We start from the raw sequence: 20,574 nt of genomic DNA on the forward strand, positions 1-20,574 counted from the left end.
TCTTTGCCTGTTATCTTTCCCTAAACAAATATTTTAGGAGTTTCTTATGTCTACTGAAGCCATTCCCGTCAAACCCGCTGTCTTAATCACGATTATCAGTGAATCCGTACTCAAAGATCGTTTAATCAAACTGCTCAAAAGCAAAGGGGTAACGGGATTTACCATCAACGATGTCCTTGGTGAAGGGGGTCATGGCAGGCGCATGGGAGATATTGTCGGCTATAACACCAATATTGAGATGAAAAGCGTTGTCTCCGCAGAAGTCTCTGACGATATTTTCCAAGCCTTAACTGAAATGGAGAATAGTCATGCCTTAATTGCCTTCCGTCATGAGGTAGAAGTGTTGAATAATTAGGGGCTGCTGGATAAGTTTTATGGTGAGGGGAGGGAACAGGGAACAGGGAACAGGGAACAGTTTCACCTCCCTGTCTCAGGCAAATTCTGCTTACACATCCTTTAAAAATGCCAGGATTTCTAGCTTATGGGTTTCAAAACCTTGCACCTGATGCACCTTTACAGCGCTTCGCGCTGTCATGAAGTACAGTAAGTAGATCAAACCATAACTTAGGACAAGTAAACTGTGGTAGGGACGTTCTGGCGGAACGTCCCTACTAAATTATTATCGGTTTTGTCCGATATCAGCGGTTGCTCTATTATCCTGGTCGAAGAAAAGGGTAAATGTACCTTTTATTTTCCAATCGATAGAAAAAATGGGGAATTCCTGAAGTGCTAATCGTGATTTTGGAGGCTTGATTGAAGACCAAAAACAAGACAGAGTTTAACTAATCCCCCAGATAGACGTTGGCAGAATATTCAATTGGCGCTATGATTGACACCTAAAATCAGTCAAATACTTATACAATAACCGGAACAGACTTCAATACAGCGCCAAAGACCAACAGCGTTAAGATAGGATGTCATCGGGATTTTCCCACGCTTTTTATATTGTCCTATTCATGCCTGCAAGAAGACTGTCCGGACGTTTGCAACTTACTTATGGAAGCATGGATGGTCAAAAGTGTTTCAATAGCTACTTGAAGACCATAAGTGTAGAGACTACCTCCGATTGGACTATATCTTTAGTAAAAAGTGATGCTCCCAAACCCTGATGTAATGACAGCACGCCCCTTCCCCAGCCAACCCCCTAATTCAGCGAATGGCACACCCTATATCGCGGCTTCTGACAGAACACCCGTTTCCGCCCTGAAAGAACTTGTGGCTTGCCTACACCGAGAACAACATAAAATCCAAGATTTGTTAAGCTCACTGGGATTTGCCCTACGCAGCTTCAACAATTTGAATCAATTTTTAGAATTAATTCCCTTGATGTCAGCACGGGTTACCGATACGGAGGGAGGCGCATTGGTTTTGTTAAAACCAAATGGTCAACTCCGGCTAGAACAGATGCATTGCCAAGATAATCAAGAGTGTCAAACCTTGCGTCCAGCACTTGAACGGGCAACTCAGACGATCGCGGCTCAAGGCAATGAGGATGGAAAATCGGCAATGAGTCCAGAACAGTTGGACGCCATTTGGTCATCATTTGACGATCAGGTCAATCGCTATTTAGACACAGATATTCAGTTATTTGGCACACCGATTTTAATTAAAAATGTCGAACGAGGGCGTTTGTATGTGTTTACTGATGACCTGAATTATAGCTGGACGCCAACTCGACAGAAGTTAGTGCGTTTGGTAGCCGATCAAACAGCCGTCGCGATCGCGAATGATGAACTGACTGTAGAACTTCGCAAAAAAGAACGCTTAGATCGAGAGTTAGAAATTGGCGCGGAAATCCAATTACGCCTCCTCCCCCGTCAATGTCCCTCGATTAAAGGAATTGAACTGGCGGCTCGGTGTCAGACGGCAAGTCGAGTCGGTGGGGATTATTATGATTTTATTCCCACCAATTATGATCAGCTTCGTCCGATCCCGCCTTGTGACAATAAACATATTGATGCTCACAAAGCCTCTGTACCTTGGAGCGTGGTTATTGGTGATGTCATGGGCAAAGGCGTGCCAGCGGGCTTGATTATGACAATGACGCGGGGTATGCTTCGGGCAGAAGTCCTCAACCGTCATACCCCTGCCCGCATCCTGGAACATTTGAATCGGGTGATGTATGCGGATTTGGAAAATTCCAATCGATTTGTCACCCTGTTTTATTCGGAGTACGATCCTCAAACCCGGATTTTGTCCTATAGCAATGCTGCCCATAACCCCCCTTTCCTATGGAAAGCGTCCAGCCATTCCATCCAACGTCTGGATACGGATGGGATGTTGATTGGCTTAGAGGCAGATTCTCAGTATGAAGATGATCAAATCCAACTCGATGTAGGAGACACGATTATCTATTACACGGATGGATTTACTGATGTCGCCAATCAACACGGCGATCGCTTTGATGAGGAAAATCTGATTGAAGCCTTTCGGTGGGCGTGTGAACATCGCCAAGGCTCTCAACCCATCCTAGATTATCTATTTGAGCGGGTGGGAGAGTTTATGGGCGGGAAAAACCGTAACGGAGATGATATGACCTTGGTCGTGTTGCAGGTAAAATCTTCCGAGTAACCTAATTTAAAGGCAATCATCGCCATGGCTTTTGTGGAAGTGCAAGCTCTAACGTCTGTTGTAACTGGTCTTCATCCCTTGATTGACTTGGTGAGTCCATGGCTAACCGATGGACTGGTGTTAGCCCAGCAATTTGAAGAGCCGGATATTTTGGGTCAAATTCAACAGGCGTTCAATAATTTCATTGAATCGGGTCAAGTCTGGGCATTTTTGATTGGTTTAGTTATCGGTTATATTTTTCGGGGGATGAGTTCGTTTGGGTGATTTGTCCTTTGTCCTTTGTCCTTTGTCATTTGTCCTTTGTCATTGGTGAATCGGTATTGTGACGGAACAAACAACGTGGAGTCAGCGATTTGAATCGGCACTGCATCCGGCGATCGCACAGTTCAATGCCAGTATTGGGTTCGATATCGAGCTGATTGAGTATGATCTGACGGGTTCGGTGGCTCATGCGAAGATGCTGGCACACACTGGCATTATTTCAGCCCCTGAAGCGGAACAACTGGTGAACGGGTTAGAACAAATTCGTTCAGAATACCGCCAGGGAAAATTTAACCCCGGTATTGACGCTGAGGACGTTCATTTTGCCGTGGAACGACGCCTCACGGAACTTGTTGGCGATGTGGGGAAAAAGCTACACACGGCGCGATCGCGAAATGACCAAGTGGGTACAGATACGCGGCTCTATTTGCGGGATCAAATTACCCAAATTCGGACTCAGTTGCGACAGATGCAAGGGGTTTTGCTTACTCTGGCTGAATCCCATGTCGAAACCCTTATCCCTGGCTACACCCATCTCCAACGCGCCCAGCCGTTGAGTTTAGCCCATCATTTGCTGGCGTATTGGGAAATGGTGCAACGGGATTGGCAACGATTGGGGGAAATTTACCAGCGGGTAAATATTTCTCCTTTAGGGTGTGGGGCGCTAGCGGGGACGACATTCCCGATTGATCGGCACTACAGCGCCTCCCTGCTAGACTTTGGCGATGTTTATCGTAATAGTTTAGATGGGGTGAGCGATCGCGACTTTGCCATTGAATTTTTGACGGCGGCGAGTTTGATTATGGTTCACTTGAGCCGACTGTCGGAGGAAATTATTCTCTGGGCGTCTCAGGAATTTGGCTTTGTTACCCTCAAGGATAATTGCTCGACAGGTTCGAGTATTATGCCGCAAAAGAAGAACCCAGATGTGCCGGAATTGGTACGGGGTAAAACAGGACGGGTGTTTGGGCATCTGCAAGCCATGTTGGTGCTGATGAAGGGATTGCCTTTGGCGTATAACAAGGATTTGCAGGAGGATAAAGAGGCATTATTTGACAGCGTGAAAACGGTTAAAGGATGTCTGGAAGCCATGACAATTCTGTTACGGGAGGGGCTAGAGTTTTGTCCTCCGCGTCTCGCCTCAGCCGTGACGGAAGATTTCTCCAACGCTACCGATGTGGCGGATTATTTGGCAAGTAAAGGGGTTCCCTTCCGAGAAGCCTATAACTTGGTCGGTAAAGTGGTGAGAACCTGTCTAGGGTCGGGTAAACTGCTGAAAGACTTAACGGTGTCAGAGTGGAAAGAAATCCATCCTGCCTTTGAGGAGGATATTTACGAGGCGATCGCACCCAATCAGGTGGTTTCTGCTCGTAATAGTTATGGGGGAACAGGATTTGAGCAAGTCCGACGCGCCTTGGCGGAAGCTCAGGAGCGGATGGTAAGTTTGTAGTCAGCGCTTTAGCGCTGGATGGCACTAAAGTGCCGACTACTAACCGGCTGCGAAAAGTCAGCGCCAGATCTAACCCAACGTCCCAGATTCCGGTACACTTTGGAATGGTTCATCCTATTAAAAGTAATAGCAGCAATAATGGAGATTGGTCAAAAAGTTCAAGTTTGTCGTCTCAGAGACCGGGTGTCGGGCGATATCGTGAATAAACTAGGGAAAGTTGGCATCGTCAAAGACTTTAAAATGACAGATGGCAGCGGTGTCGGTGCGATCGTCGAATTTGACGACAGCACGGCAACCTGGTTTTTTGAAGATGAACTCAAACCCGTCAGTTAGTGACGACTTCCCCAGCAGCGTCCAGCAAAATCATGGCTTTTATTCTCACCTTTTTAGGCAAAGGCGGCACCGGTCGTACCACAATTGCGATCGCGGCGGCTAAAAAGTTCGCAAATCTTGGTCAGCGTGTCCTTTTAGTCGGGCAAGATCCTACCCCGGCGTTTGGACTGTTACTGGGAACATTCCCCAGGGCTGATCCGACGGAGGTGGAACCGAACCTGAAAGCGGTTCAGCTTCAGTCTACCCTCCTCCTGGAACGGAGTTGGGATGAGGTGAAAAAGCTAGAGGCGGAGTATTTGCGATCGCCAACGCTGAAAAATGTCTATGGTCAAGAATTGGGCATTTTACCGGGGATGGATAGTGCTTTAGCCCTGAATGCGATTCGCGAGTACGATGCCAGTGGTGAGTATGATGTGATCATCTATGATGGCAGCGGCGATCAAGCCACATTGAGGATGCTGGGGATGCCAGAAATTCTCAGTTGGTATTTTCGCCGCTTTCGCCAAATCTTTACCGAGTCGGATCTGGGTAAGGCGATTTCCCCATTTATCCAACCCGTTACCAGTGCCATTCTGAATGTGACCTGGACACCCGACGATTTTGCCAATAAACCGACTCAGCAAACTAGCCAAATGCTGGAACAGGGTAAAACGGCTGTGGCTGATCCGAATCGGGTGGCGGCGTATTTGGTGACCACGGGAGATACGGCGGCTTTAGCGACGGCTAAGTATTTCTGGGGAAGCGCCCAGCAGGTTAATCTGACGGTGGGGGGGGTTCTGTTGAACCAAATTCCAGCAACGGATACGTTAGCCGCTGATTTTGCCCCGTTAACGGTTAGCGCTTTGCCCCAGTTATCTCAGGTGGCTGACTGGCAACCGTTGATGGATGCCTTACCTGATTTTAAACAAGCGATGCAAGCGCCCAAGGCTATTACCATAGATGTGGCGAATCGTCAAGTCAGTTTATTTTTACCGGGCTTCGACAAAAAGCAGGTGAAACTCACCCAATATGGTCCAGAGGTGACAATTGAAGCGGGCGATCAGCGGCGTAATATTTGGCTTCCGCCCCAATTAAGCGGTCAAGCTGTGAAAGGGGCGAAGTTCCAAGATCAGCGTTTAATTATTTCGTTCTGATTGTCATTTGTCTTATGTCATTTGTCGGGGTGGGCGTAGGGTGCGTTAGCGGAGCGTAACGCACCATTTCAAAGGATAATAGTGAAACCTGCCTCTACGTATCGGTTAGGGCGGGTTTTGTACAAACGTTACCATCAATACCAATAAGGAAATCCCTAAACCCGCCCCTACACACTCAACACTTAATACTAAAATGTCTAACTCTCCCTCAACCGAACAAAGCGATAAAACGGGTAAAACGCGCCAACTTCTAGGCATGAAAGGTGCCGCCCCGGGTGAAAAATCGATCTGGAAAATTCGTCTCCAGTTAATGAAACCGATTACCTGGATTCCTCTAATCTGGGGGGTTGTCTGTGGCGCGGCGTCGGGCGGTGGATATACCTGGACGCCGGAAGATATCCTGAGAGCGGTGACGTGTATGTTACTGTCGGGTCCGTTGATGGCGGGGTATACCCAAACCCTGAATGATTTTTATGATCGCGAATTAGATGCGATTAATGAACCCTACCGCCCGATTCCCTCTGGGGCAATTTCGGTTCCTCAAGTGGTGACTCAGATTGTCTTGCTATTGCTGGCGGGTATCAGTGTGGCGTATGGGTTAGATCAATGGGTGGGTCATGAGTTTCCCACATTAACCTGTTTAACCCTTTTTGGGGCGTTTCTCGCCTATATTTACTCAGCGCCGCCCTTAAAACTGAAAAAGAATGGTTGGCTAGGAAACTACGCCCTGGGTGCGAGTTATATTGCCCTTCCCTGGTGGGCGGGTCATGCTTTATTTGGGGATCTGAATTGGACGATTGTGATTCTTACCCTGATTTATAGTCTGGCAGGTTTAGGCATTGCTGTGGTGAATGACTTCAAGAGTGTGGAAGGCGATCGCCAATTGGGGCTGAAGTCTATTCCGGTGATGTTTGGCGTGGGGACAGCGGCTTGGATCTGTGTGCTGATGATTGATATCTTTCAAGCGGGGATTGCGGGGTATTTAGTTAGCATTCATCAAAATCTCTATGCGGCGATACTGTTGCTGTTAATTGTGCCTCAGATTACATTTCAGGATATGTACTTTCTGCGATCGCCCCTGGAAAATGATGTGAAATATCAAGCCAGCGCTCAACCATTTTTGGTTCTGGGGATGCTGGTTGCAGGTTTAGCGTTAGGTCATGCGGGGATTTAGATTATTCATTTACAGCGTTTTCAGACTCGATATAATACACCATTTCCAAGAGTCGAAAAGCACTGTTTTATCGTTCCTGTACTACACCGTGTTATACCAAATCCGGGTTAAGCTGTTCGGCATTTAAACCGTAATGTCAATAAGAGCGCAATCCTTGTAGTGCGTTTAGCGAAGCCATGCCGCAGGCTTTGCATCTTGCTCGCTACTAATACTGTATGTGCCATAATTTTAGAGTTTAGCTAGACAATTATTGATTACCCAGAAGCCAATAGGTAACCATTTCGCCTCTCCCCCTAATATTAATCACTCCTCGTTTTTCCAACTGATAGTTATCCTTAAGTTGCTGATATGTTGCTTCAGTAACTTGAATCCGTCCCGCTTCACCAGAGGATTCCATGCGTGAGGCAATATTCACCGCATCTCCCCACAAATCATAGATAAACTTCTTCGTTCCAATCACCCCAGCCACTACAACGCCTGTATTAATCCCAATGCGGATTTTAATATCCTCACCCAGTTCAACTTGAAAGCGTTTCATCGCCGCTTGCATTGCCAGTGCCATTTGCGCGATCGCCTCAGCATGATCGGATCGGGGAATCGGTAAACCAGCCGCTACCATGTAGGCATCACCAATGGTTTTTATCTTCTCTAATCCTAATTGATCGACCAACTGATCAAACCGGGAAAAAATCTGATTGAGTAACTTAACTAACTCAATCGGTTTTAACCGTGCCGCTAGGGGAGTAAATCCCACCAAATCCGCAAACAAAATGGTCACATCGTTAAACTGTTCAGCAATAACATCAGGATTATTTCTAAGCTGATCAACAATCGGCTGAGGTAAAATATTCAATAATAACTGTTCTGACTTTTGTTTCTCTAAATAAAGCTCTGCTTCTGCTTGCTTGCGATCGCTAATATCTCGTGCCACTAAAATAGCCGTTTCTGTAGACAAGGGAGAAATCATTTCCGCCAACCAAATCTCCTTGCCATTAATCGGCAGGGAATATTCAATCGAGACGGTTTCCTGGGTTGATATTGCCTGGAGAATCGCCTGGAGAATCAGATCCGCTTGGGAACGTGGCAAATCCTCATCGAGTTTTCTGCCGATCATCGCCTCCGGTAATTTGTAAACATTTGACGTCTTGGTAGGAATCATATTTAGACAGCGTCCCGAAACATCTCTCACTGTAACCATATCGGTCATTGCCGCAAAGAGAGCTTTCATTTCGGCTTGCACTTTCTTCTGTTGCAGCACCGTTCCCAATTGAGCCGCCACCCCATTCACCAAATCACTTAACCGTTTGTCCTCCGAACCATTTGCATGGGTAAAAAACACCAGAATTGCTAATACAGAAGAGGGAGAACTCAATAAACAACTGTTGCCTTGGCGTGTCGGTTTCTCTGGCTTAACATTGGCAATAATTGGTACGCCAAAGCCCACTTTAAAACCACAGGCTGTGGCTGATTCCAATCGCATCAGAACATCATCGATCTGACTTAAATCGCTGATCCATTGAGAGTGTTGAGTTAACCAAACCTGTCCCGGAATCTCTTCTCCTGGATAAAACGTGAGTAATTTACTATACTCTCGGAAACCTTCAATGGCTACAGACAAATTCGGCTCAATTCCTTGGCGTTGACAATGCCAACGGCGGCTAGATATTAAAATTGACTCATCGGTGGAGGGAATCCAAGCTTCGCCATAAATCCAACCCGTGATTTCACATAACTGCTGTAATGCTACCTCTAAAGCTGTATCAAAATCGGGCGCTGCATTAATTGCCTGAGAGAGGTTTAATAAGAGTTTTACCTCTTCTTCCGCTTGTTTGCGATCGCTGATATCCTGCTGAGAACCGACAACCCGCACAGGCTGTCCGTTTTCATTCCATTGCACTTGTCCCCGTGCCAAAATCCATTTATAACTACCATCTTGGCAGCGCATCCTGTACTCAAACTTGTAGGGGGGAGTTTTTTGGGTTAAATGGTTTTGCAATGTGGCTAAAACTTGATCAATATCTTCTGGATGGACGAGATTACGCCAACGATCAAAGCTTTCCAGTAAGGTTGGATCGGTGTAACCTAGCATCCCTCCCAAGTGAGGGGAAGAAAATACTTTTCCAGTGGCGATATTCCACTCAAAGATGCCATCCTGAGTACTATTTAGCACTAATTGCCAACGGTCTTCACTTTTACGTAACGCCGCTTCAGTTTGTTTTTGTGCGGTAATATCCGTAATTAAACCTTCTAGATAAAACACCCTACCATCGGGGTAAAAAATCCCCTGACCTTGTTCCCAAACCCACTTTAATTCGCCAGTTGCGGTGATAATTCGATAAGTGATTTGGTAAGAACGGTGATTATTTATAGCCGCTTGTACCTGATCAAATACAGCGTTTTGGTCATCAGGATGAATTAGTTGATTGTAGGTGAGTATTTTTTGCTTCGTGAAGGCTTCAACCGGATAACCTGTGAGATCATAGCAGCCTTCACTGATAAAAAGCATCGTCCAGTCTGAGTCATTCAGACAACGGTAAGCAATACCGGGTATATTACTCATTAACGTTGCCAGACTGCGTTGGCTTTCCGCTAAATCAAACTCGGTTTGTTTACGTTCTCGCGCTTCCATTGCCAAGGAAACTAAATCAGCCAGCGATCGGGCAAAATTCTGATCTTCTGCTGTCCAATGGCGAATGGTTCCCACTTTCCCTAAACAGACGATTCCGGCGATTTCTCCTCGGATTTGAATCGGCACATCCAGAACCGAGATGATGTTACAGGGAATCAAATAAGACGCCGATAATTCTTGGGTTTTGGGGTCAGTTTGGGCATAATCGGCGGCAATCAGTTGGTCGTGTTGTAAGGCATTAAAATAGGTCGGATAGTCCGCCACAGCGAGTTCAATCCATTGGCTGTGTTGGTTGTGATTCTTGTCACATAGGTCAAGACATTGGAGTTTGGTTCCGGTTTTATCGAATAACCAAATTCCCGTGCGTTCAACGCCCAGACTTTGTACACCAGCTTGAGTAATTTCAGCGAAAGCGGCATTTAAATCGCCTTGATGGATAGCGGGACTTTTGGCTAATTGGGTTAATACCCGGTTATGATTCCGCAGCGCGATCGCACTTTCCCGTAAGGCTTGTTCGGCTTGCTGTAATTTTTGCGTCAAGGCTTCAAGTTGGCGGGATTTTTGCTCCGACAGCCAGGTTTCTTGAATCCCTTGGCTGACTTGAGATAACATTTCAATCACCAAGTCTGATTGATTAAAGTTAAGTTCTTCAACTCCTAACCAAGGAAGCGGTTTAATCGGTGTTTGACTCCTGTGGATCACCTGAAATTGTCCACCGGGTAAAACTTGTCCAATATAGGAATGTTTACCCAGATGATGATTGGGTTGAATTTGAATCAATCCCCCCGGTGCAGCAAAACTTTGATTGTATGCTGCTAACCGCACCCGATCTACGGCAAAGGATTGGGCAGATTCGACGGCTAATTTCCACAGGAAAACTTGACTATAAGCCGCTTCAATTGGATCAGACGTAACACGATTTGTGCCATATCGCGCCTGGAATTCCTGCACAAACTGATTATTTTCCGGCGTATTTAAACTCTGGAAATAACTCCAACTGGCATAATGTCCAACCGCCGCATCCTCCATCGTTTGCAGTTCTACTTCCGCCACACTCACCGCCAGAATCGGAATATCCTCAGCAGTTATCCCAGCATCTCGGTATTGACGATAGAAAAATTGATTTCCTTGTCCATTAAGGGTATTGAAAACAACATCCGGCTGGGTTTGCTGGATGCGGGCGATCGCGTCACTAAAATCCGTCTCCGCCAAATCCACATAGTCTTCCCCAATAACTTCCCCACCCTGTTGCTTGAGTTGGCAGGTGATAATCTTATTTAAAGTACGGGGAAAAACATAATCGGAACCCAGCAGATAGAAGCGCTTTCCTTTGTGAGATAGTAACCAACTGACGGCGGGTTCCACTTGTTGATTGGGACAAGCGCCCGTATAAAAGATGTTAGGAGACTGTTCTAATCCTTCGTACTGCAAAGGATACCAGAGGAGAGCATTCAACGTCTCAACTATGGGTTTAACCGCTTTACGGGTAGCCGATGTCCAACAGCCAAAAACGGTAGTTACGCCCTCAAATTGAATCAGTTGTTGGGCTTGGCGGGCAAATTCTGCCGGATCAGACGCACCGTCAACCACAAGCGGCTCAATCGGTTCACCCAACACGCCTCCAGCTTGATTGATTTGTGCGATCGCCATCAGTGCTGCATCAATTAATGGTCTCTCACTCAGAGCCATTGTGCCAGTTTGGGAATGCAAGATACCAACTCGCACTCCAGATGCAGAGGATGGTTGGTTTAAAGGCAACATGATTAAAGCCTACGGTTATTTTATACAGAGTGTATGAGGAATCTATAGCTAGTCCTTTTCAAGGCAATTGAGTGGCAACCAGGAGTTTTTGCAAAATTAAATTTTAATCACAGAAAAATACAGGGAAAAATCCAAGTCCTATTTTTATTAAACCAGCAGCCAAATCTCTTAGTCAAACTGATAAACTTTAATTATGGTACTCCCTAATTTAGGACTATCAATCACTACCTAGCGTCGGTCAAGTATTCCTAGAATACTATTATACTTTAGTTCAAGATAATGAGTTCAGTAAAACTGAGGTTAATTAGTTTAAATATTTTCAGGACATTTCAGGTATATTCAGGTTTATTGAGTTGCGATTAAATTCAATAAAACATCGGTAAGATCATGCCCATCTAAACAGTTAAGCTGTTCGGCATTTAAACCTTAATATCAATAATGGCGCTAAACAGCTTGTAATCGGCAAGTATATCGTCTCTGAAGTTTCCCAATATCTGATTCTGATTCATATTTATCTCTGCTTGAGTACCACTAACGTAATATCATCAGCCACTTTCTGTTCACCAATATGTCGCCGTACATCGTCAATCACCACTTGTCTAATCTCCTGCGCCGATTTATGGCAATTACGACTAACAATTTCACATAACCGCTCTAGTCCATATTGTTTTCGATGGGAGTTATAAGCCTCGGTGACACCATCCGTGTATAAGACTATCACATCTCCGGAATTTAAGTGTATTGACCACTGACGCCCAAGTTACCATTGGCATAATCTAAAATTGCCAACGTTACATTTCTATAGGGATTAATCCGCTGTATGTTACTGTAAATAGTGCGATTGAGGATATCCAGAAATTTTACCGGATTAGTTTCCTCACTTTCTTGTAAGGTTCGCACCGCCGTTTGAGTCATTAGCATCAACACTCCACTTTCTAACCCATGTCCGGTAACATCCCCAATACTAATTTTGACATTGCCATTTTGTTGAATGACATCATAATAGTCACCACCAACTTCATCAGCAGGTTGCATAAATCCCGCAATATCTAGCCCTTCAATTAAATCCAGTTCCTCCTGTTTGGGTAAAATCATCTGTTGCAGTTTCTTAGTCACGTCGAGTTCAGCACTCAGCCGCAGGTTTTCTTGATGAAGTTTTTGATTCAGTGTAATAATTTCTTGATGGGCGGCTTGCAACTCTTGTTTCTGGCGTTCCAATTCCTGATTTTTCTGTTGTAACTGTTGCGCCATGAATTCAAGCTGTTTTTGGTGGGTGATGTCCTTGATAACAAAACTACATCCAGAAAATCCTTTAACGGGCAAATAAATCGGTGTTATTTCTAAACGGAGATAATACGATAAATGCTGAATCTCTTGGTAGGATTTGCGTTTGCTCGTTTTGGCTTTTTCAAAATGGTGTTGGGCTGAATTAAACTGTTCATTGTCCGATAAATCAAATAAATATTTATTCAAAATAGCAGATTCATTCAGTAAAACCCCATGAACAGAGCGGAATTGCATGATTTCCAAGAAGCGACTATTAAATTCGACTAACCGTCCCTCACTATCTAGGATAGCAATACCCTCTGATGAATTTCGCACGATACTTGTCCATCGTTCTCGTCCTAAATAAAACTCTCGAAACAGATCATCCTCTTCAGCCAGTATATTTTCAAAGATTGCCAACCATTCTTTGTCTCGTTTAACCAGTCGCAGACGGGAAATAAATTCATTTTTATTGATAAATATGACGATAGTTAAGTCCAGGAATCCTTTTTTATATTGACTTAATTTTTTGTGGAATAAAAACCTGCCTCGTTTATCTTTGCGACTGAATAAACTGTCTAAGGGCTTTCCCACAATCGACTCCGGAGTACAGGTAAAATGTTCACAAAATTCTGGAGTAACATTGAATATGGTTAGGGAGTCATCTAAGATGAGCATCCCTCCTGTATAAACGGCATATAAAGGACAATCTTTCATGATATTAGCTCCTGTTTAAAACGTTATTTACTAAATAGTGGTTTTTCAGGTTAATAAATGTAGTCATTACAACAATAATTCAAAGTAATTCAACCTGAAATTTACACGATGTTTCTTGACAACAAATACAGTGGCTTTCTTCCGAACCATACGTTCCTACCCGTTCCTCAACCGTACCTTCGCCATGCAGCAATGCCATAATTCCCGCCGCGACACCTGTTAACGTAAAACATTGGGGTTCTTTGGCTTCGCCTTTGTATTCTAGATAACCTAAAGCTTCATATCCATTCAGGGCTTCCATTTGCAAACGTTCACCCGGTTCATATTCTAGAAAAATAGGATCAACCACCGCAAAGGAAAGAGACGTTCCACCGGAACGTCTCTACAAGGTTAAATCAGGGATAATGTTGTAGCTGATGTTACCCTTAAAAAAAATTAAATCAGAGCATAAACTTTTGCTTCCCATGGGAAAATCGGTTCTCTGCCCACCCATTCAGGAGGAACGATGCGGTCTTGGGTAATTTCTTTCCACTGCTTACCGTCTGGAGTGGGCGACCAATTCGGGACTTTATATTCAGACCCGACAGGCGTTCCATAGTCGGAAAAATTAGCCACAACAATCACACATTCATCTGCTTTTTTGCCGCGCCGCCAGACTAAGACCCGTTTACCTTCATGGAAATCAGCATGAATAAACTCATTATCATTCACCGCTAACGCCTGAGATGAGGTGCGGAAGCGAACTAACCGCGCCACATACTGAAAGATGCGTTGTCGCCAATCTTCTTGGACTCGACTATAGTTAACCGGGTCAACCTGTTTATGATCCGCATGTTCATCCGTAATATCGAGATCTTGCTGATCCCCAAATTCATCCCCTGCCAAAATCATCGGAATCCCAACAGCGGTTAAAAGACAGACAAATGCTAGCTTAATCCGGGGTTCAGTATCATAAACTCCATTATTGATCAGGTAGTTATAGAAGCGCTCATTCCCTAAGCCACCTACATCATGGGATGTGAGATAGTTCACCGCTTGAGCGCTATCGGTAAATCCGAGAAAACGACAATCAATCAGTTTGCGAACACTCCATTCAAAGCTAGAGTCATTAAACGCATTCTTGCCTAAAATTACTTGTCGAATAATTTGCTTAAATTTTTCATTCCACAGTCCATCTAAGCGATTTTGATGAACCAAGGCTAAGGGAACACTTAATTCTTCACCCACAACTAAAAAATGCTTACTGGAACCGCCCCGTTTTTCCCAAAGGGTGCGGGCTAACTCTCGGAACTTTTCTAAAAAGTCATAATTCCCGACATTATTAACGCTATCCAGTCGTAAACCATCCACCCGATAGTAGTTCAGCCAATGAGCCATATACGCTTTCATATATTCACGGGCTGGCACAAACCAGGATTTTTTGCCCAGAATTGGATGATACCCTTCAATCCAATAGTTGTATTTAAATAAGTCACCCCCAAAGCCGTCGCGACCCGCTTGTTCAGGATCACGTTGGGGATCGCCCGGTGGTCGCCATTGGACGTAAAAATCCAGAAAATTGATGTTTTGATACGGATTATTGCGGGAAAACGCCATCACCATATCAACAAAGAAACGCATTCCCAATTGATGGCACACTTTAATTAAATTGGCTAAATCCGTGGATGCGGTTGGTGCATCTTGACCTTCTGGATGTCCTAAATCAAAATCAGCCGCAAAAAAGTTAGCCGTACCATAGCCCCATTCCAGCTTGTCATCACTATCGGCTGGGGGCAATAATTCTAAGGCATTGACTCCTAATTCCATCAGATGCGCTTTCCCATTTGTTAACGCCTCAACATGGCAAAAATTAGGAGACGTGGCTTGGGGTTGCAACAAAGACAGCACATCCTGAAATGTACCAATTCCTACCTCTCGATTTTCCTCTGTTTTTCCTTGAGTCCAACGGGTTGGTAGTTCATAGATAACCAGTTGATTGTTCGCGGGTAGGGTGTCTAATGGGGGTTCTCCTTCCCAATTCACCGTTTGTCCCCCCGGATCACAGGGCGTTAATGTGCCATTCTGATACAAAATAACACTAGCCGGATCATGACTGGCGATACCGCCTTCCTCGTCAGGTATGGGGGCGATGATCCGGCGGTCTACAGTTGTGGCGGTTGGATCGGTGCAATAGAGAACTTTATTAATAGTGTTGGGGTTATAGGGTTCAGTGTTGTGGATTTTAAACCAGTACAGGTAAACTTGCCCTTCTGTCAAACCACAGGCTTGAGCCGAGATTTCCCACAACTCTGGGAACTCTGGAGATTGGTTGAGGGGGTATTCCCCAACTTTCTCGAATCGATCTGAAGCCTTAGCTGAAGGTTTCGCAATGTAAACGCTGGGTGGTGGTTGGGATATACCCGGACGCCACAAGACGAAATGGGTTTGCTTGCGGCTCAATAGATCGACGAGCATAGTATGGGTCTCCTGAATGGGAATCTTACTTTAGGTTGATCCGTACAACCGACCACCATTCTATTCTGGAGATTTAAAAAGTCAATTGTCGGGTTTCCCTTTAGCCACTGTAGGGGCGGGTTTAGGTGGAATGGTACTGACTGGTATGCTGGTGGGCAATGCCCACCCTACGGTATATCAAGGGTTTCAGCGATTCCAAAAGGCTTAAGTCAGTGCCATTAGGTTTAGGGACAATTGTAGGGGCGGGTTTAGGGACTAAATTCAACTATTCACCGATAACGGAACAACAAAACCCGCCCTCCTCACCAATAAATGAACAACAAAACCTACCCCATCTTTCCAAAACCAACCCAATCATGAGCCAACTGCAACATCGCTGGGTCGTCAATGCAGCCGAAGCCAAGGGACTCATCGAACAAAACGCCGCAACTGTGCTAGATGTCCGCCAGCCGATATCCTGGTTTTTCAGTCATGTTCCAGGTGCAGTTTGGTTGGGATGGTGGCAATTCTTAGAGCAACTGTTACCCCCGAACGGAAAACTGCTCAAAGACTCAAAGATACTCGAAGAAAAACTGCGGCGTTTAGGTATCTGTAACCGTAAACCTGTTATCGTGATTGGCAATCCCCCGAATAACTTTGGCGAAGAGGGGCGAGTGGTGTGGATGTTGCGGACTCTGGGACACCCCCAAGCGGCTTTCGTCAATGGCGGACAGGCGGCGCTGGTTTCTGTGGGAGTTCCCACGGTTTGGGGAGTGACTCGTCCAGCACCCGGAGACTTTGTGGTCAAACCTACACCCTTATGGACGATTCAGCGACATCAACTGCAAGACAATTTGACAACTCAAGCCTATTTAGTCATTGATAGCCGTTCACCAGAAGAATTTGCTGGCGCTACGCCCTACTGTGAAAAGCGGGGTGGACATATTCCTGGTGCTGTGCATTTCCACTTCCGGGATTTAATGGATAAAAAAGGGTACTTACTTCCCCCAGAGGAAATTATGACTCAGTTATATCAACGGGGATGCGATCGCGAGACTCCGATTGCTACCTATTGTACAGGGGGTGTGCGCTCTGCTTTTATTGTCGCGGTGCTAACTGAGTTAGGGTATACCTGTGTCAAAAACTATCCTGGTTCGATGTGGGAATGGTCATCTCATCCGGCTAAGACTCATCCTCTAAATAAGTAAAACGAAAGACACAGTAGCGAGCGAGACGCAAGCGCAGTAGCGAGCGAGACGCAGACGCAGTAGCGAGCGAGACGCTCGCACTACAGCAACTTTTCCTCTTCTCTATTCCCGGTTAAGCTGAAGTTCCCCTTACTCAAAAATTTATTCAGCAAGCCCTCAGTAATTTTACGGATTTCCTTCTGCGTTTTTCTCTTTCCCTTTCATTGCTTTGCCAATATACATCAGGGATGTGTTATCACTGATTTTAGCTTGAAATCGTCTAGTCTTTTTATAGTGAATATAGGCACGAATATTTTGATATGAATAAATCCCAAACAAGTCAAATCCTTTAATATCTATATCACTAAATCCAACTTTAATTAAACAGTTTTGCAGTTCTTGTGGTTGAATAAACTTGTGCCAATCATGCACACCACGGGGGATTTCTTGTAAAATATCTTCCAACAAAACTATAAATATTAGTTTGGACTTGAAATTTCGGTTAATGGTGTCAAAGAAAAAGTATCCCTGAGGTCGCAAAACTCGATAAATTTCTGCCACTGCCTTTTGCCAATCGACAACATGTTCTAAGACATCTACACAAATGACAGCATCAAAAATATCATTTTGCCAAGGTAAAGCTTCAGCTTGCCCAACTTTGTAGTCAATCTCCCAGTTCTGAGTTGCTGCATGGTTTCGAGCGCTGATAATGCATGGATAAGAGCGGTCAATTCCACTGACACTTGCCCCCTTTGCCGCCATAAACTCACAAGAATACCCGCCACCACAGCCGACATCTAAAACGTTCAAGCCTTGCCAGTCTTTAACATAATAATCAAAGAAAGTAAAGCGAGGTGAATTGAGATAAGAGAGGGTATATATTTTTTCATTTGGTTGCCACCATCGGTCAGCCATCCGGTCGTAAAACTCTAAGTCATTTCGTTTTCGGGGGTGATTTTTCATCATTTCAAGGCAAAATCTATATATTGATCCTATTTTGGAATATCTAAGTAAGCTGTCACACATTTAAATTGGGAATGAGTAGCGAGCAAGATGCTCGCATTACAACATTCTGACTACTTAGACCCACACTATCGATCAATCATGTCATCTTCTGTGTCTATTATCATTCCCACCCTGAATGAGGCAAGTTGTTTAGAACGCACCTTGCGCCATCTCAATGTGTTGACGCCTCCTGCTTTAGAGGTGATTGTGGTGGATGGTGGAAGTGAAGACGAGACCGTCGCGATCGCGTCATCCGCCGGAGTACAGGTTATACTCTCAAAGGACGCTGGACGTTCGATCCAGATGAACCAAGGCGCACAACAGGCAAAGGGAGAGATTCTCTGTTTTCTTCATGCTGACACATTAGTGCCTGATGACTTAATTTCACTCATTCAACAGACTTTAACTGATCCAACGGTTGTCTGTGGTGGATTTATCTCCCTGATGGCGGGTTCACGAACGACGCGCTGGGGAATATCGTTGCATAATTATCTGAAAACATACTATGCGCCTCTACTGTTTCGACCTCATTTATTTAGTCGAGGATTGCGCCTGTTGTTTGGGGATCAAGTGATGTTTGTTCGCCGCCTCGATTTCTGGGAATGTGGCGGGTTTGATCCCACGTTACCGATTATGGAAGAGGCGGATTTGTGTCTGAAGTTGGTCAGGCGGGGACGAATTCGTTTGGTGAATCGAGTGGTTCAGAGTTCTGATCGCCGCGTGGCAGGTTGGGGATCACTGAAAGCGACGGCGATTTATGTTTATGTGGGTGTATTGTGGGGGTTGGGAATGCCTGCATCTTATTTAAAGAAATTTTACGCGGATATTCGCTGATCGTTGAGCGTCCAGTCGTAGTCCAGGTAGATAATGGGAGTATTCGGCGCGATCGCACTATCCGTTTTCAAGTAAGCGCGGATATAATCGGGGATAGAGTCAGCAATTTTGAGAAAATCATCCCCATACCATTTGAAAATACGACTACAATAAAGGGTCTGATTAGATGGCTCGTATCGCACTTTATCAGGATTATTAATAAAGCGGCTGGCGTCTTCCTCTAATTGGTTGTGTACCGATTCTGCCCAATACGCACCCGGACGCAGCAAGGGACAGCCAATCGCTGCACAAACCAAGGCAAAATGAATGCGAGGTTCATTGAATTCACGGCGCAGGATTTTGTGTTCGATTTGGTTAAGGCTGTAACGGCGATTGGGTGGCAAAGGATGGGTGAAGAACCAGAGAAAGGCTATCCAGTTGGGGATACCGAAAATCCGGGGTAGGATGGAGTTCATCGGGTAGCGTGCCAAAACGGAAGCAATCACAGAGGCATTATAGAGGTTAATCCATAGCGCTAATTGTTCATCGGGATTGGAGAGAGATTTGGGATCGAGTTGTTCTACAGTCTCTAACCAATTCATTAATGTTTGGCAGGATTGCTGTGACCAATCCTGATAATTGACACGACCATTTTTATCAACGTATTGGTGTAGAAGTTGATCCCAGAGGGTAAAGTCAATCATTTCCGTACCTGTTATGCTAAACTAACGGGTTTTCCCTCTTTTTGACCAAACTGTCTTATTGCCCTTCCAACCAACTCGACAAATCGTCAATACTGTTGAAGTCCAAGACATCTTCCCCTAAACGTTCTAAATTTTCAAGAGATAAGTCTTCAATTTGGCTAGTTATTTCAATAGGGAGTTCACCAAAACGCTTTTTCAGTAAACGCATTATTAATCGGTTTACCCCTTTTTGTTCTGCATAAGCCAGCCGCCCTTTTTCATCTTGTAAAATCATTCCTCGCCTATCTATAACTTCAAATTCTTCGATTGTCATGTTCGCTTGGCTCGCTAAATTTAAAGCAAGTTCTATCTCTGACACTTGTCCTAACGTATCGGGAATATCTTCCAAGATTGCGGCTTCTTTGAGAAAATAAAACTGAGAACTTGACCCGGATTATAGGGATTGACGATGGTTAAAGATTTAATGACTGATTCCCCGGCATAAATGATCGCATTGAGAAAGCTGATTAATATCTCTTTACTCTGTTCAGAACCGAATATTTTTTTAAATGCGTAATCGACTTTAGGGCTGATAAATCTCATCGGTTTCTCCCTTTTGAGTCGCTAGTACAGCTAGGCAAAAATACTTGAGCAGCTTCGTAGATACGATGAAGCAGGGGGAGCAGAGGGAGCAGGGGAAGCGGGGGGAGATATTAGCTGTTCAGTTATTTCTGCTTTCTTGCACTAGGGATAGAATATTTTTGAATTTTACCACAAAGACCTCCTGTATAGCCCCATCACCATCAAGCCAAGAGAGACGCGATCGCATAATTCCACCAATCCCCGATAACTTAGCTTGTGGTGGCGCTGTCTTGACTTTCAGCCAAGCGTGGTGCTGATTAAGCCTGGTTGAATAAGGAAAACTTTTAATTTTTAGGTTTTAGTTTTAATATTCTCAAGACAATCGGATTTAGGGCGGGCAGAAAAAGTCACTGGCAAATCCTGAGTTGACGGGGGTTTGAGTGTGTAGTATGTTGTTACAGTAATGTTGTATTGGGTGTTTCTTGTAGCATTTTTTTTAACTACATCGCTTAAACGCCTTGAAAATGCGTGATTTTACCCCCTCTATGGTCGAAAAAATTGAGACAATACAAATAT

General features: G+C 44.8%; 14 protein-coding genes and 3 pseudogenes. 9 read left to right on the top strand and 8 right to left on the bottom strand.

Annotated elements, in window-relative coordinates:
* Positions 1–46: 46 nt before the first annotated feature.
* From RH949_RS15470 to chlG, 7 genes are all read left to right on the top strand, one after another.
* Entirely contained in the window at positions 47–355 is a 309-nt protein-coding gene (locus tag RH949_RS15470) for a P-II family nitrogen regulator (protein ID WP_006103327.1), read from the top strand.
* 758 nt (positions 356–1,113) lie between these two features.
* Positions 1,114–2,571 (top strand): GAF domain-containing SpoIIE family protein phosphatase, encoded by a 1,458-nt coding sequence (locus RH949_RS15475; protein ID WP_044209241.1) that lies wholly within the window; start codon positions 1,114–1,116, stop codon positions 2,569–2,571.
* Positions 2,572–2,595: 24 nt separating this feature from the next.
* The gene (locus RH949_RS15480) at positions 2,596–2,835 is read left to right on the top strand and encodes a hypothetical protein (protein WP_198016535.1); all 240 of its coding nucleotides are present in this window, start codon (positions 2,596–2,598) and stop codon (positions 2,833–2,835) included.
* A 58-nt stretch (positions 2,836–2,893) separates the two neighbouring features.
* Complete coding sequence (argH, locus tag RH949_RS15485) at positions 2,894–4,282, top strand: argininosuccinate lyase (protein ID WP_446354304.1); 1,389 nt, start codon at positions 2,894–2,896, stop codon at positions 4,280–4,282.
* 138 nt (positions 4,283–4,420) lie between these two features.
* On the top strand, positions 4,421–4,615 hold the full coding sequence (gene petP / locus RH949_RS15490) for a cytochrome b6f subunit PetP (RefSeq protein ID WP_006103502.1): 195 nt from the start codon (positions 4,421–4,423) through the stop codon (positions 4,613–4,615).
* A 32-nt stretch (positions 4,616–4,647) separates the two neighbouring features.
* On the top strand, positions 4,648–5,748 hold the full coding sequence (locus tag RH949_RS15495) for a Get3/ArsA fold putative tail anchor-mediating ATPase NosAFP (protein WP_006103376.1): 1,101 nt from the start codon (positions 4,648–4,650) through the stop codon (positions 5,746–5,748).
* Positions 5,749–5,941: 193 nt separating this feature from the next.
* A complete protein-coding gene (gene chlG, locus RH949_RS15500) occupies positions 5,942–6,922 on the top strand; it encodes a chlorophyll synthase ChlG (protein WP_446354307.1) in 981 nt (326 codons plus the stop codon).
* Between the two features lie 247 nt (positions 6,923–7,169).
* Here the strand turns inward: chlG and RH949_RS15505 are convergent, their stop codons facing one another.
* The 5 genes and pseudogenes from RH949_RS15505 to RH949_RS15525 form a co-directional block, all read right to left on the bottom strand.
* Positions 7,170–11,312: a transporter substrate-binding protein gene (locus tag RH949_RS15505; RefSeq protein ID WP_446354309.1), complete on the bottom strand. Its 4,143-nt coding sequence runs from the start codon at positions 11,310–11,312 to the stop codon at positions 7,170–7,172.
* Between the two features lie 511 nt (positions 11,313–11,823).
* Positions 11,824–12,551, bottom strand: a pseudogene (locus tag RH949_RS15510) (PP2C family protein-serine/threonine phosphatase); the annotation flags it as partial.
* A gap of 75 nt (positions 12,552–12,626) precedes the next feature.
* Positions 12,627–13,295, bottom strand: a pseudogene (locus RH949_RS15515) (PAS domain-containing protein); the annotation flags it as partial.
* Positions 13,296–13,374: 79 nt separating this feature from the next.
* On the bottom strand, positions 13,375–13,644 hold the full coding sequence (locus RH949_RS15520) for a hypothetical protein (RefSeq protein ID WP_044209148.1): 270 nt from the start codon (positions 13,642–13,644) through the stop codon (positions 13,375–13,377).
* 86 nt (positions 13,645–13,730) lie between these two features.
* Positions 13,731–15,749 carry an alpha-amylase family glycosyl hydrolase gene (locus RH949_RS15525; protein WP_446354311.1) on the bottom strand — a complete coding sequence of 673 codons (2,019 nt, stop codon included), beginning with the start codon at positions 15,747–15,749 and terminating at the stop codon, positions 13,731–13,733.
* A gap of 212 nt (positions 15,750–15,961) precedes the next feature.
* Between RH949_RS15525 and RH949_RS15530 the strand changes: the two genes are divergently transcribed.
* Positions 15,962–16,936: a rhodanese-like domain-containing protein gene (locus RH949_RS15530; RefSeq protein ID WP_446354313.1), complete on the top strand. Its 975-nt coding sequence runs from the start codon at positions 15,962–15,964 to the stop codon at positions 16,934–16,936.
* Positions 16,937–17,101: 165 nt separating this feature from the next.
* Here RH949_RS15530 and ubiG read toward each other — a convergent pair whose 3' ends face one another.
* On the bottom strand, positions 17,102–17,881 hold the full coding sequence (gene ubiG, locus RH949_RS15535) for a bifunctional 2-polyprenyl-6-hydroxyphenol methylase/3-demethylubiquinol 3-O-methyltransferase UbiG (protein WP_446354315.1): 780 nt from the start codon (positions 17,879–17,881) through the stop codon (positions 17,102–17,104).
* Positions 17,882–18,019: 138 nt separating this feature from the next.
* Between ubiG and RH949_RS15540 the strand changes: the two genes are divergently transcribed.
* The gene (locus tag RH949_RS15540) at positions 18,020–18,754 is read left to right on the top strand and encodes a TIGR04283 family arsenosugar biosynthesis glycosyltransferase (RefSeq protein WP_446354317.1); all 735 of its coding nucleotides are present in this window, start codon (positions 18,020–18,022) and stop codon (positions 18,752–18,754) included.
* Here the strand turns inward: RH949_RS15540 and RH949_RS15545 are convergent.
* Both RH949_RS15545 and RH949_RS15550 read right to left on the bottom strand, forming a co-directional pair.
* Complete coding sequence (locus RH949_RS15545; RefSeq protein WP_446354319.1) at positions 18,736–19,437, bottom strand: DUF547 domain-containing protein; 702 nt, start codon at positions 19,435–19,437, stop codon at positions 18,736–18,738. The genes RH949_RS15540 and RH949_RS15545 overlap by 19 nt on opposite strands.
* A gap of 55 nt (positions 19,438–19,492) precedes the next feature.
* Positions 19,493–20,019, bottom strand: a pseudogene (locus tag RH949_RS15550) (DUF4351 domain-containing protein).
* Between the last annotated feature and the right edge of the window lie 555 nt (positions 20,020–20,574).

Source organism: Coleofasciculus sp. A1-SPW-01 (assembly GCF_040217205.1).
GTDB classification, from domain to species: domain Bacteria; phylum Cyanobacteriota; class Cyanobacteriia; order Cyanobacteriales; family Coleofasciculaceae; genus Coleofasciculus; species Coleofasciculus chthonoplastes_A.

Excerpts from the sequence above, each read along its gene's own strand:
- RH949_RS15480 (WP_198016535.1), top strand. The coding sequence starts at position 2,596 with ATGGCTTTTGTGGAAGTGCAAGCTCTAACGTCTGTTGTAACTGGTCTT.
- RH949_RS15470 (WP_006103327.1), top strand. The coding sequence starts at position 47 with ATGTCTACTGAAGCCATTCCCGTCAAACCCGCTGTCTTAATCACGATT.
- RH949_RS15540 (WP_446354317.1), top strand. The coding sequence starts at position 18,020 with ATGTCATCTTCTGTGTCTATTATCATTCCCACCCTGAATGAGGCAAGT.
- RH949_RS15475 (WP_044209241.1), top strand. The coding sequence starts at position 1,114 with ATGACAGCACGCCCCTTCCCCAGCCAACCCCCTAATTCAGCGAATGGC.
- RH949_RS15545 (WP_446354319.1), bottom strand. The coding sequence starts at position 19,437 with ATGATTGACTTTACCCTCTGGGATCAACTTCTACACCAATACGTTGAT.
- ubiG (WP_446354315.1), bottom strand. The coding sequence starts at position 17,881 with ATGATGAAAAATCACCCCCGAAAACGAAATGACTTAGAGTTTTACGAC.
- RH949_RS15525 (WP_446354311.1), bottom strand. The coding sequence starts at position 15,749 with ATGCTCGTCGATCTATTGAGCCGCAAGCAAACCCATTTCGTCTTGTGG.
- RH949_RS15495 (WP_006103376.1), top strand. The coding sequence starts at position 4,648 with ATGGCTTTTATTCTCACCTTTTTAGGCAAAGGCGGCACCGGTCGTACC.
- chlG (WP_446354307.1), top strand. The coding sequence starts at position 5,942 with ATGTCTAACTCTCCCTCAACCGAACAAAGCGATAAAACGGGTAAAACG.
- RH949_RS15505 (WP_446354309.1), bottom strand. The coding sequence starts at position 11,312 with ATGTTGCCTTTAAACCAACCATCCTCTGCATCTGGAGTGCGAGTTGGT.
- petP (WP_006103502.1), top strand. The coding sequence starts at position 4,421 with ATGGAGATTGGTCAAAAAGTTCAAGTTTGTCGTCTCAGAGACCGGGTG.